General features: G+C 40.9%; 10 protein-coding genes. 9 read left to right on the forward strand and 1 reads right to left on the reverse strand.

Going from position 1 to position 13,431, the window contains the following annotated elements; all coding sequences use genetic code 11:
• Nucleotides 1-21: 21 nt before the first annotated feature.
• The 9 genes from tsf (at nt 22) to BAU16_RS03210 (ending at nt 12,002) form a co-directional block, all read left to right on the forward strand.
• The gene (gene tsf, locus BAU16_RS03170; protein WP_048603085.1) at nt 22-903 is read left to right on the forward strand and encodes a translation elongation factor Ts; all 882 of its coding nucleotides are present in this window, start codon (nt 22-24) and stop codon (nt 901-903) included.
• A 132-nt stretch (nt 904-1,035) separates the two neighbouring features.
• Nucleotides 1,036-1,758: a UMP kinase gene (pyrH, locus tag BAU16_RS03175; RefSeq protein WP_048603084.1), complete on the forward strand. Its 723-nt coding sequence runs from the start codon at nt 1,036-1,038 to the stop codon at nt 1,756-1,758.
• A 2-nt stretch (nt 1,759-1,760) separates the two neighbouring features.
• Nucleotides 1,761-2,318, forward strand: a complete 558-nt coding sequence (gene frr, locus BAU16_RS03180; RefSeq protein ID WP_048603083.1) for a ribosome recycling factor — start codon at nt 1,761-1,763, stop codon at nt 2,316-2,318.
• Nucleotides 2,319-2,468: 150 nt separating this feature from the next.
• The gene (locus BAU16_RS03185; protein WP_048603082.1) at nt 2,469-3,269 is read left to right on the forward strand and encodes an isoprenyl transferase; all 801 of its coding nucleotides are present in this window, start codon (nt 2,469-2,471) and stop codon (nt 3,267-3,269) included.
• A complete protein-coding gene (locus tag BAU16_RS03190) occupies nt 3,269-4,066 on the forward strand; it encodes a phosphatidate cytidylyltransferase (RefSeq protein ID WP_048603081.1) in 798 nt (265 codons plus the stop codon). Before BAU16_RS03185 ends, BAU16_RS03190 begins: the two co-directional genes overlap by 1 nt.
• 146 nt (nt 4,067-4,212) lie before the next feature.
• Nucleotides 4,213-5,481, forward strand: a complete 1,269-nt coding sequence (gene rseP, locus BAU16_RS03195) for an RIP metalloprotease RseP (RefSeq protein ID WP_048603080.1) — start codon at nt 4,213-4,215, stop codon at nt 5,479-5,481.
• 39 nt (nt 5,482-5,520) lie between these two features.
• Nucleotides 5,521-7,239, forward strand: coding sequence for a proline--tRNA ligase (locus BAU16_RS03200; RefSeq protein ID WP_137605741.1), 1,719 nt, complete (start codon nt 5,521-5,523; stop codon nt 7,237-7,239).
• Between the two features lie 111 nt (nt 7,240-7,350).
• On the forward strand, nt 7,351-11,706 hold the full coding sequence (locus tag BAU16_RS03205; RefSeq protein WP_137605740.1) for a PolC-type DNA polymerase III: 4,356 nt from the start codon (nt 7,351-7,353) through the stop codon (nt 11,704-11,706).
• A gap of 98 nt (nt 11,707-11,804) precedes the next feature.
• Entirely contained in the window at nt 11,805-12,002 is a 198-nt protein-coding gene (locus BAU16_RS03210; protein ID WP_161526412.1) for a hypothetical protein, read from the forward strand.
• Nucleotides 12,003-12,009: 7 nt separating this feature from the next.
• On the opposite strand, the gene rlmD is transcribed toward BAU16_RS03210, so the two are convergent.
• Nucleotides 12,010-13,386, reverse strand: coding sequence for a 23S rRNA (uracil(1939)-C(5))-methyltransferase RlmD (gene rlmD / locus BAU16_RS03215; RefSeq protein WP_048603075.1), 1,377 nt, complete (start codon nt 13,384-13,386; stop codon nt 12,010-12,012).
• Nucleotides 13,387-13,431 lie beyond the last annotated feature (45 nt).

A 13,431-nucleotide genomic window follows, 5' to 3' on the forward strand; every position in this document is an offset into this window, starting at 1 on the left:
ATTCAGGAGGGAATTTTTAAAATGGCAGACGTTACAGCTAAAATGGTAAAAGAACTGCGCGACATGACCGGCGTAGGAATGATGGATGCGAAACGCGCATTAGTAGAAGTAGAAGGCGATATGGAAAAAGCAGTGGATCTTTTACGTGAAAAAGGAATGGCTAAAGCTGCGAAGAAAAGCGATCGTATCGCTGCTGAAGGATTAGCAGCTGTTGCAGTAAAAGGCAACGTAGCTTCTATTGTTGAAATCAACTCAGAAACAGACTTTGTTTCTAAAAATGAAATGTTCCAAGACCTAGTTAAAGAAGTTGCGGAATTGATTGCTGAACATAAACCTGCTGACATGGAAGCTGCAATGAAGCTTGAAACAGCAAAAGGTACGATTGAAGCAACGATGATCGAAGCAACACAAGTAATTGGTGAAAAAATCAGCTTCCGTCGTTTTGAAGTTGTTGAAAAAGAGGATAACGCAGCATTTGGCGGTTACTTGCACATGGGCGGACGTATTGCTGTGTTGACTGTTTTAGAAGGAACAACAGACGATTCAGTAGCAAAAGATGTAGCAATGCACGTCGCAGCTATCAATCCTCGTTATGTAAACGAAAAAGAAATCCCAGCAGCAGAATTAGAACATGAAAAAGCTGTGTTGACAGAACAAGCATTAAATGAAGGCAAACCAGCTAAAATCGTTGAAAAAATGGTTGAAGGTCGTTTGAGCAAATTCAAAGCAGAAATCGCTTTGGTTGACCAACCATTTGTTAAAGATCCAGATATGACGGTTGAAAAATATGTGGCATCAAAAGGTGCAACGGTGAAATCATTCGTCCGCTTTGAAGTTGGCGAAGGAATCGAAAAACGCGAAGATAACTTTGTTGAAGAAGTTATGAGCCAAGTGAAAAAATAATTACTATTCAGTTGAATAGATGGGGACGCATGAATTGTGCGCTCCCTTTTTTTAAGCAAGTCTGTCAAGTTATTACTGGCATAACTTTAGCGATATGCTACAATAACAGTAGAGAAATACGGAGGAATCATAATGGCTAAAACAAAATATCAACGAGTTGTCCTAAAATTAAGTGGTGAAGCATTAGCGGGTGAAGACGGCTTTGGAATCAAACCACCAACCATCAAAGAAATCGTGAAACAAATCAAAGAAGTCCATGAGTTGGGCGTTGAGATGGCGATTGTAGTTGGCGGAGGCAATATCTGGCGAGGACAAATCGGCGCACAAATGGGAATGGAACGTGCCCAAGCAGATTATATGGGCATGTTGGCAACTGTCATGAACGCGTTGGCGTTGCAGGATACTCTTGAAAATGAAGGAGTACCGACACGAGTGCAAACATCTATCGAGATGCGTCAAATCGCTGAACCATACATTCGACGCCGTGCTGAACGACACTTGGAAAAAGGACGAATTGTTATTTTTGCAGGCGGAACCGGCAATCCTTATTTCTCAACCGATACGACCGCAGCGTTGCGTGCGGCTGAAATCAATGCTGACGTTATTTTGATGGCAAAAAACAATGTGGATGGCGTATACTCTGCAGATCCAAAATTAGATGCCAATGCAGTGAAATTTGATGAATTGACTCATTTAGATGTGATTGCAAAAGGATTACAAGTAATGGATTCCACCGCAAGCTCATTAAGTATGGACAACGATATTCCGTTGGTTGTTTTCAATCTGAATGAAGCAGGTAATATCCGCCGTGCGGTTATGGGAGAAAATATCGGAACAACAGTTAGGGGGAAATAGTAATGGCAGATGCAATAATGGCAGAAGCAAAAGAAAAAATGAAAAAAGCTGCAGAAAGTTTGCAGCGTGATCTTGGTCAAATTCGTGCAGGTCGTGCGAATGCCAGCTTGATGGATCGTGTTTCAGTGATCTACTATGGCGCACCAACACCAATCAATCAATTGGCTTCAATCACCATTCCAGAGGCGAGAGTTTTGATGGTAACACCATTTGACAAATCGATCATTCAAGATATTGAAAAAGCGATTTTAACAAGTGATATCGGAATCACACCAGCAAATGACGGCAATGTGATTCGTTTAGTTATTCCACAACTGACGGAAGAACGCCGAAAAGAATTAGCAAAAGAAGTAAAAAAAGAAGCTGAAAATGCAAAAATTGCGATTCGTAACATTCGTCGTGATGCAATGGACAGCTACAAAAAACAACAAAAAGACGGTGATATCACTGAGGACGATTTGCGTGGAATGGAAAAAGATGTGCAAACGTTGACGGATGATAGCATCAAAGCAATCGATAAAATTGCTGCCGATAAAGAAAAAGAACTATTGGAAGTATAATTCGTAAGTACAAAAGAAATCTGGCGTGTTCGCCAGATTTCTTTTTTTTCAGTAAAATCACTGCAACAAAGGTGATTTTTCATAGGAAACTTATGAAATTATTGTTATAATAGGGAAGATGAAATTGTAAATTCGTTAGGAGCCGAGCTTATGTTACGTTTTTTTCCACAAAAAAATAAATATATCCAGGAAACAGGCGACTTTGCGTTTGCACAAGATGGACCGATTCCTAAACATATAGCGATTATTATGGACGGAAATGGTCGCTGGGCACAAAATCGGCGCTTGCCACGGGTCGCGGGTCATAAAGAAGGAATGGAAACAGTCAAAACGGTTACCAAGCATGCGTCAAAACTTGGTGTCAAAGTGTTGACTCTTTATGCGTTTTCTACAGAGAACTGGAAACGACCGACAGATGAAGTCAATTTTTTGATGCAGCTGCCTGTCGATTTTTTTGATACCTTCGTTCCTGAATTGATCAAAGAAAATGTGCGGGTCCATGTGATGGGGTATACGGACTTGTTGCCGGCCCATACCCAAGGGGCGGTTGAAAGAGCCATGGAGCAAACCAAAGAAAATACGGGGATGATTCTAAATTTTGCGTTGAATTATGGCAGTCGTGCAGAAATCGTGACGGCTGTTCAAAATATTACGAAAAAAATAGAAAAAGAGACAATTTCTTCAGATGACATCACAGAAGAAATGATTGCAGATCATCTAATGACCGGTTTTTTACCTGTGGATTTGCGAGATCCGGAGCTGGTGATTCGAACAAGTGGAGAAGAACGAATCAGCAACTTTTTGTTATGGCAGATAGCATATAGTGAATTCTTTTTTACAAAAGCACTTTGGCCAGACTTTAACGGAGAGCTGTTAGAAATGGCAATTGCGTCCTTCCAAAATCGTGATCGACGATTTGGCGGACTGAAAAGCAAAGAGGAGGATAAATAGTGAAGCAACGTGTGATTACAGCGGTTGTTGCCTTGGCATTATTTTTGCCGATTATTTATGTGGGTGGCATCGCTATTGAAATTACGGCGGCCTTGTTGGCAATCGTTGGGGTTTATGAGCTTTTTAGAATGAAAGGATTGAATATTGTTAGTTTTGAAGGAATCATTTCAGCAATCGGTGCCGTTTTTCTGGTGTTGCCGATCAATCGCTGGTTGATTTTGCCGGAACAGACAAATCCTTATTTACTTTTTTATTTGACAGTGATGATTTTGCTGGGAGTCTCCGTTGTTTCTAAAAATACGTATACGATTGATGAAGCGGGTTTTCCAGTAATCGTTAGTTTGTATGTTGGTGTTGGGTTCCAAAACTTCGTCGCAGCGCGAAGTGAAAGTTTGACGGTATTGGTTTTTGGTTTGTTTGTTGTTTGGGCGACGGATATCGGTGCCTATATGGTTGGTCGCAGATACGGCAGAAAAAAATTATGGCCGGAAATTTCACCTAATAAAACGGTAGAAGGCGCTCTGGGCGGAATTTTAAGTGCAGTGATAGTGGCTGCAATTTATTTACTGCTATTTCCAGGGAAACAATTTTTTGGACACAGTACACCGATTATGTTGATTTTGACCATTGTTTTTTCCGTTGTTGGTCAATTTGGTGATTTAGTAGAGTCAGCGATCAAACGGCATTACGGAGTCAAAGATTCAGGAAATATTCTACCGGGACACGGCGGAATTTTAGATCGCTTTGACAGTTTATTATTCGTTTTCCCTATCATGCATTTATTAGGAGTTTTTTAAAAGAAACCGTACTGTAGTTGCTTTGAGCGGCTACAGTTTTTTTCTAATCAATCCAAAAAGGGATGATTGGTTATTCATTTCCGGTATGATAGAATAGAAAAGAGTTTTAATTTGATTTTAATACACTTTGAAAGTGAGGAAACAAGATGAAAACAGCTTTGACATTTATCATTGTCTTTGGTGTTATCGTAATCATACATGAATTTGGTCACTTCTTTTTTGCAAAACGTGCGGGAATCTTAGTGCGGGAATTTGCTATCGGAATGGGACCAAAAATTTATGGTCATCAAGGAAAAGACGGTACAACGTATACATTACGATTATTGCCAATTGGTGGATATGTCCGCATGGCAGGGATGGGGGAAGATGAAACGGAGCTTTCACCGGGCATGCCCATTGCGCTTTTACAAAATGAGCAAGGAGATATCACCAAAATCAATACCAGTAAAAAAATCCAGTTACCAAATGGATTTCCAATGGAGTTGGCAGAAGCTGATTTGGAAGATAAGCTGACGATTTCCGGGTACATCAATGGCGATGAGAGCCAGTTAGTGACCTATTCTGTTTTGCATGATGCGACGATTATTGAGCAGGATGGCACCGAGGTTCGTATTGCACCACGGGATGTCCAATTCCAATCAGCAAAACTATGGCAACGGATGTTGACAAATTTTGCCGGACCTATGAATAATTTTATTTTAGCGATTTTACTTTTTATTTTTATTACCTTCATGCAAGGTGGCGTTACTATCACCAATACAAATGCAATTGGTGAAGTTCTTCCCGATGGGGTGGCGGCACAAGCCGGACTGGAGGAGAAGGATAAAATTGTCAGTATCGACGGAGAAAAGATCAATAATTGGAATGAATTAACAACGATTATTACTGAAAATCCTGATAAGGAACTGACCTTTGAAGTACAAAGAGGATCGGAAAAATTTGAAAAGACAATCACACCTGAAGCTGAGAAAAGCGGCAATCAAACAGTGGGAAAACTAGGTATTCATGTACCGATGGATACTGGATTTTCTGCTAAAATCACTGGCGGATTTCGACAAGCAATCGACAGTTCACTAGCAATTTTTACCGCATTAGGGAGTTTGATTGTGCAACCGGATATTAATAAATTAGGCGGACCAGTAGCAATGTTTCAAATGTCCTCTCAGGCAGCTGAGCAGGGTCCAATGACGGTGTTATTACTGATGGCAGTTTTATCGATGAATCTGGGAATCTTTAATTTATTGCCGATTCCTGCATTGGATGGTGGGAAATTAGTTTTAAATATTTTTGAAGGCGTTAGAGGCAAACCTTTGAGTCAAGAAAAGGAAGGCATACTGACACTTGTCGGCTTTGGGTTGCTGATGGTGTTGATGGTCTTTGTTACGTGGAATGATATCCAACGTTTCTTTTTCTAAAATAGTTGGTAGCTAAGTTCAAAGGTAAAGGAGAAAAAAATGAAGCAATCAAAGATGTTGATTCCAACTTTGCGGGAAGTACCAAACGAAGCAGAAGCATTGAGCCATAAAATACTGATTCGAGCGGGGTATATCCGACAGTTTTCATCCGGCAGTTATTGTTATCTGCCCCTTGCATACCGAGTGTTAGAAAAAATCAAACAAATCATACGCGAAGAGTTGACAGCAATCGATGCGCAGGAAATGCAAATGCCGCTGTTGCTGTCAACTGAATTGTGGGAAGAATCTGGTCGTTTGGAGACGTATGGTTCTAGTCTTTATCGGCTGAATGATCACAGTGAACGCACCTATCTTTTAGCGCCAACTCATGAGGAAGCGTTTACGGCATTGATTCGGGATGAAGTCAGTTCGTATAAACGCTTGCCAATCAATCTTTTTCAGATTCAAACAAAATTTCGTGATGAAAAAAGACCCCGTTTTGGACTGTTACGTAGCAAAGAATTTATAATGAAAGACGGCTATTCTTTTCATGGAACAAAAGAAAGTTTGGAGAAAACCTATCAACAATACGATCAGGCGTATCGTCGAATCTTTTCTCGCTGCGGTTTAGCAGTCCGTGGCATCATCGGAAACGGCGGGGCAATGGGTGGCAAAGATTCAAAAGAATATATGCTAGTTTCTGAAATTGGAGAGGATACGGTTTGCTTTTCAACGGAAAGTGAATATGCGGCCAACCTCGAAATGGCAACAAGTCAATATGTTGCTAAACGATCCCATGAAACTTTGAAGGAACGTCAAAAACTAGCAACACCCGGTGTCAAAACCATTGCAGAAGTTGCAGACTTTTTGAACGTTGAACCACAAAAAATCATTAAATCCGTGCTTTTTTTAGCTGATGACGCGCCAATCATGGTTTTGGTCCGGGGAGATCATGAAGTAAATGAAGTGAAAATTAAAAACTATCTTCAAGTGGAACGATTGATTCCAGCGACTAATGAAGAAGCTGTTGCTCTGCTTGCGGCAGATTTTGGATCGATTGGACCCGTTGAGCTGCCTCAAGGAATTGAAATTTATAGTGATTTTTATGTAAAGGACCTGACGAATGCGGTCACAGGGGCAAATAGCACGGACTATCATTTTGTTAACGTGAATCCTGGCCGTGATTTTCAACCGGCAGCTTACGGTGATTTTCGTTTTGTTAGAGAAGGAGAACCATCACCAGACGGTCACGGCGTGTTGACCTTTGCTAAAGGGATTGAATTGGGTCACATTTTTAAACTAGGTACACGATACAGTCAGGCAATGGGGGCGATGGTCCTTGATGAAAACGGACAGAAAATTCCCGTTGAAATGGGCAGTTATGGGATCGGTGTCAGCCGCTTGTTGGCAGCAATTGTTGAACAACATGCAGATGAAGAAGGAATCAACTGGCCCAAGGGAATCGCGCCTTTTGATTTGCATGTCATCCAAGTAAATATGGAGGATAACTTCCAAACAGAACTTATCGAGGAATTAGCAACGACTTTGACTGCGGCAGATTACGAAGTGTTGGTGGATGATCGCGAGGAACGAGCTGGTGTCAAATTTGCAGATGCGGATTTAATCGGCTGTCCTTTGCGAATCACCGTTGGGAAAAAAGCCAGAGACGGGGTTGTAGAAGTTAAAATCAAGAATACCGGTGCAATGGTTGAGGTTCGTAAAGAAGAACTGGTAGACACAATCGCCATTTTACTTGATACATTGGATGAACCGTACTGAGTGACGAAAAAAATGAGGAGGTCGAAAGCGACTCCTTATTTTTTTTAATGAAAAATCAATCAAAGCACGTTATACTAGAAACTGTTGAATGAAAAAGGGAGGAAAATAAACTTGTCAAAAAATAGAGAAACCTTTGAAATACTTTTGGATCAAATTCAGCTTGAGCCACAAGAACGACAACATCCCTTAATTTCTACCGGTGAAATCAAAGAAGTCATTGTCCATCGGCAATCTAAGGTTTGGTCATTCGTCTTTTCTTTTGATCAAATATTGCCGGTTTTTTTGTATCAATCTTTTCGCCAGCATTTAGAAATGGCGTTTAAGGAAATTGCTCAGGTCGCAGTAACCATCGAAACGAAGGATTCAGGATTTGATGAAGTTCTACTTCAAGAATATTGGGGAGTAGCTATTGCAAACAATGCGTGTGATACGCAACTGGTTCAGCAAACCATCAAGTCTCAACTTCCACTTTTGAAAGAAAAGAAAATTCTTTTGCCTATTTCTAATGAAGCAGTTATTCCGTATATGGTTCAGCAATACTTGCCAATTGTCGAACAAAGTTATCGGCAAATGGGTTTTCCCGCATTTCGCATTGAACCGCAAGTAGATGAACAACAAGCAAAAGCGGCTTTGCAGGAATTGGAAACAAAAAAAGAAGAACAAGCACAGGCCTTTATGCAACAAGCAGCCGAAAATTTGGCAGCCCACGAACAACGGAAAAAAGAAAAGAAAGAGCGGGGACCTGTGCTTGAAGGACCGATTCAGCTGGGAAGAAATATTCCAACGGATGAACCAATTACACCGATGGGAAATATTTTGGAAGAAGAACGGCGAATCACGATTGAAGGGTATGTTTTTGACAAAGAAGTGCGGGAATTGCGTTCTAAACGAAAAATTCTCACGCTGAAAATTACAGATTATACCTCTTCTTTCATTGTTAAGAAATTTTCCAATAATGAAACCGATGAGCAAATTTTTGATGCGATCGCAAAGGGAAGCTGGCTAAAAGTTCGCGGAAGTATTCAAGAAGATACCTTCATGCGGGATTTAGTAATGAATGCGCAGGATTTGATAGAAGTGAAGCATCCTGAACGGAAAGATTATGCACCAGAAGGAGAAAAACGAGTCGAATTGCATCTGCATTCAAATATGAGTACGATGGATGCGACAAATAATGTGGCAGACCTTGTTGCTCAAGCCGGACGCTGGGGTCATAAAGCCATTGCCATCACTGATCACGGTGGGGCTCAATCGTTTCCTGATGCCCATCAAGCAGGTCAAAAAGCTGGCGTGAAGATTTTGTACGGGGTTGAAGCTAATGTCGTCGATGATGGGGTATTGATTGCTTACAATGATCAACATATTTCCTTGACCGATGCGACTTATGTGGTGTTTGACGTGGAAACGACTGGACTTTCTGCAGTATATGACACAATCATCGAACTCGCTGCTGTCAAAATGCATAAGGGGAATGTGATCGATACTTTTGACGAATTCATTGATCCTGGGCATCCATTATCAAATACCACGGTGAATTTAACAGGGATCACGGATGAAATGGTTCGCGGATCTAAGTCAGAAAGAGAAGTACTAGAAGCTTTTCGTGCATTTTCGGAAAATACGATATTAGTGGCTCACAATGCGTCCTTTGATATGGGCTTTCTTAATACAACCTATCGGCGATTGTCCTTGCCAGAAACGCAGGCTCCTGTCATCGATACCTTAGAATTGGCCCGCTATCTTTATCCGGAATTCAAACGATTTGGACTGGGTGTGCTGTCTAAAAAATTCGGTGTTGGTTTGGAACAACATCACCGGGCAATCTATGACTCGGAAGCTACTGGACATTTGGCGTGGATTTTTGTTAAAGAGGCCATGGAAAAGCACGACATGTTTTACCACGATGACTTGAATCGGCATGTCGGCGGAGAAAATTCTTTTAAAGCGGCCCGACCGTTCCATGCAACGATATTAGCGCAGACACAAGATGGACTAAAAAATCTGTTCAAGCTGATTTCTATGTCGAATATTACTTATTTCCACGGAAAAGTTCCACGGATTCCTCGGTCAGAGTTGGTTAAGCTGCGTTCAGGATTACTGGTTGGAACAGCCTGCGACAAAGGTGAAGTTTTCGTAGCGATGATGCAAAAAGGTGTTGAAGCAGCACGAGGATTGGCAAAATTTTATGATTATATTGAAGTTATGCCAAAAGAAGTCTATGCACCCCTGATTGAACAAGAACTGATCAAAAATGAGAAAGATTTGGAAGAAATCATCCGAAATTTAGTTGAGATCGGACATGAATTGAATAAACCGGTCGTAGCTACAGGAAATGTCCATTATCTAAATGAAGAGGATGCAATTTATCGAAAAATTTTGATTAATTCAATGGGAGGCGCCAATCCATTGAATCGTCACAGTTTGCCGGATGTTCATTTTCGAACGACAGATGAAATGCTGACTGCTTTTCAATTTTTAGGTGCGGAAACAGCAAAAGAAATCGTGGTCGAAAATCCCAATAAAATTGTTGATTTGTGTGAAACAATTATTCCTGTGAAGGATAAATTGTACACGCCGAAAATTCCTGGATCAGAACAAGAAATCACGGATCTAAGTTACAAACGAGCAAAAGAATTGTACGGTGATCCATTACCTGAGATTGTAGAAAAACGATTGGAAAAAGAATTGCATTCAATTATCGGAAATGGCTTTTCGGTTATCTACTTGATTGCCCAAAAACTGGTGCATAAAAGTAATGCGGATGGGTATTTGGTTGGTTCCCGAGGATCAGTGGGCTCAAGTTTCGTGGCAACTATGACAGGGATTACAGAGGTAAATCCTTTAGCACCACATTATCATTGTCCAAATTGTCAGTACTCTGAATTTTATGAAGATGGTTCTTACGGTTCGGGATTTGACATGCCGGAGAAAGCCTGTCCTAATTGCGGCACCCGCTTGAAAAAAGATGGACATGATATTCCTTTTGAAACCTTCCTTGGCTTCCATGGCGATAAGGTACCGGATATTGATTTGAATTTCTCAGGGGAATATCAACCAGAAGCCCATAATTACACGAAAGTACTTTTTGGTGAAGACTATGTTTATCGGGCAGGGACGATTGGTACCGTGGCAGATAAAACTGCTTATGGTTTTGTTAAGGGATATGAACGCGACCACAACCTGCATTTCCGCGGGGCAGAAGTAGATCGCTTGGCAAAAGGTGCCACAGGCGTAAAACGAACCACAGGTCAACATCCCGGCGGTATTATTGTTATTCCAGATTATATGGATGTATATGATTTTACACCGATTCAGTATCCAGCAGATGATCTGAATTCAGAATGGCGGACGACTCACTTTGATTTCCACTCGATCCATGACAATATTTTGAAGCTTGATATTTTAGGGCATGATGATCCGACCGTGATTCGGATGCTGCAGGATCTTTCAGGAATCGATCCCAAAACAATTCCCACAGATGATCCAGAGGTAATGCGGATCTTTGATGGTCCAGAGGTATTGAATGTGGAAGAAAATCAAATTTATTCCAAAACGGGTACTTTGGGAATTCCAGAATTTGGGACACGTTTTGTTCGAGGAATGTTGGAAGAAACCCACCCTTCGACCTTTGCTGAATTGCTGCAAATTTCGGGTCTGTCTCATGGGACGGATGTTTGGTTGGGGAATGCCGAAGAACTGATCCGTCGAGGAGAAGCTACATTGGCAAACGTAATCGGTTGTCGGGATGATATCATGGTTTATTTGATGCACGCCGGTTTGGACAGCGGGATGGCCTTTAAAATTATGGAAACAGTTCGTAAAGGACAATGGAATAAAATTCCAGAAGATTTGCGGGAAACGTACCTGAAAGCCATGAGAGAAAATAACGTCCCTGAATGGTACATTGACTCCTGTTCAAAAATAAAATATATGTTTCCAAAAGCCCATGCAGCAGCCTATGTGTTGATGGCGTTACGGGTAGCATACTTTAAAGTGTATTTTCCAATTCTTTATTACTGTGCTTATTTTTCCGTTCGGGCAGATGACTTTGATTTGATATCAATGGCAAAAGGGAAAGATGCCGTTAAAGCAAGCATGAAAGAAATCATGGATAAAGGTATGGATGCTTCTACGAAAGAAAAAAATATGTTGACGGTTTTAGAACTGGCGAATGAAATGATCGAACGAGGATTTGAGTTCGGCATGATTGACTTGTATAAATCGGATGCAGAAAACTTTGTCATTGAAGGAAATAAATTGATTGCACCATTTCGAGCAGTCCCAAGTTTGGGAACCAACGTGGCAAAACAAATCGTTGAAGCACGAAAAGACGGACCATTCTTATCTAAAGAAGATCTTGCCAATCGAGGAAAAGTTTCAAAAACCTTGATTGAATACATGACGGAAAATGGTGTATTGAAGGATCTGCCGGATGAAAATCAATTATCCTTGTTTGATATGTTATAAAAAAAGCCTGAGAAGCGAAAGCTTCTCGGCTTTTTTTTCAAGCATTAGTTGGAAGGTGTTATTAGAATGTGTGGTACACTGGCTTCGAGGTGAAGAAAATGCGTAATACTTGGTTGGCGGAGCAGTTGAACTTGTTGAAGAAGGAAAATCCCCTCGTGATTGAGGAAACGATCCGTTATATTGAGCAGCTAGAAGATGACAATGAAAGTCTGCAGGTCTCTCTTGAAGTAACGATCTGGAGTCCTCGCTTGTGGAACCAACCATCCACAGCACAGCAAAAAAATAAGCCGGAATAGCTCCGACTTATTTTTTTGTTAATTTGACAACGACTTCGCAACGCGCAGTTTGGGGGAACATGTCTACCGATTGTAAGTAATGAATGTCGTAGATTTTTGCTAGTTGAACAAGGTCACGTGCTAAAGTAGAAACATTACAGGAAATATAAACTAATTTTTCAGGTGGATAAGCAACCAGTGTTTTTAGTAATTGATTGTCCAGCCCGGTTCGTGGAGGATCAACAATGATTGCATCCGGCTCAAAGCCCTCGTGAAACCATTTTGGAATCAATTCTTCTGCTGCACCGGTTTCATAGTGGGTATTTGTCATGCCCATTGCTTGCGCATTGTGTTGGGCATCAGTGATTGCTTGCGGAATGATATCCATTCCTCGGACCTCTTTTGCTAAAGAAGCTAAACTTAATCCAATCGTCCCTACACCACAATAAGCATCTACCAGTGTTTCATTTTTTTGCAGTGCCAATGCTTTGCGAGCCTCATCATAGAGAGTAGCGGTTTGTTCAGGATTTAATTGAAAAAAAGCTCGGGCAGATAGATCAAATGTTAAGTCGTTCAGTCGTTCTTGAATGCTTTCTTTTCCCCATAAATGGATGGTTTCATCTCCCATGATGACAGAAGTTTTTTGATTTTGAACATTTTGCATAATGGAAACAACTTCTGGTAGTTGCGCGTTGATTTCCCGAATCAGGGCATTTTTTTTCGGTAATTTAGGTGTACTAGTGACAAAAACAATCTGGAGCTCACCAGTTTCGACACCTTCTCTAACCATTAAGGTTCGCAAAATTCCGGCATTTTTTCGTTCATCATAAATAGGCAGATGGTACTCATTAATCAGTTGCACTAGTAGGTTGATTACTTTTTGTGTTGCGGGATGCTGGACGATGCAGTCGTCAATTGCTACTAATCGATGAGAATTGGTTTCGTATAAGCCGGCTTCTGCAAGCTGGGTCTTTTCATTGAAACGCAACTGGAATTGTGCCTTGTTCCGATAGCGCCAAGGATCATCCATGCCGATGGTTTCCTTTAGTTGATACTTTTTATAGCCTTCTGGTTTGAATTTTTCTAAAGCCTGTTTTAATAAATCTTTTTTGAAATCCAATTGTTTTGGATAGGCAAGGTGCTGCAGCTGACATCCTCCGCAACGATCATAAAAAACACAGGGAGGTGTCATACGGTCTGGACTGCTTTTAATGATCTTAGTCAGTTCAGCTTCTGCAAATCGGGGATTAACCTGAGTAATGGTCGCCAGTATCTCCTCGGTCGGCAGAGCTTTTGGAACAAAAACAATCAGACGTTTATAATAGCCGATTCCTTCGCCATTAATTCCCAGACGTTTGATTTTTAATTTTATTGTTTGCCCATTTTTTACTATTGTTTCAGCCATAATTGCTCCTCATGTAAATAAATTTCTGTTTTTATTTTACCATAG

The organism is Enterococcus sp. JM9B, assembly GCF_009933265.1.
Classification (GTDB): Bacteria; Bacillota; Bacilli; order Lactobacillales; family Enterococcaceae; genus Enterococcus_C; species Enterococcus_C songbeiensis.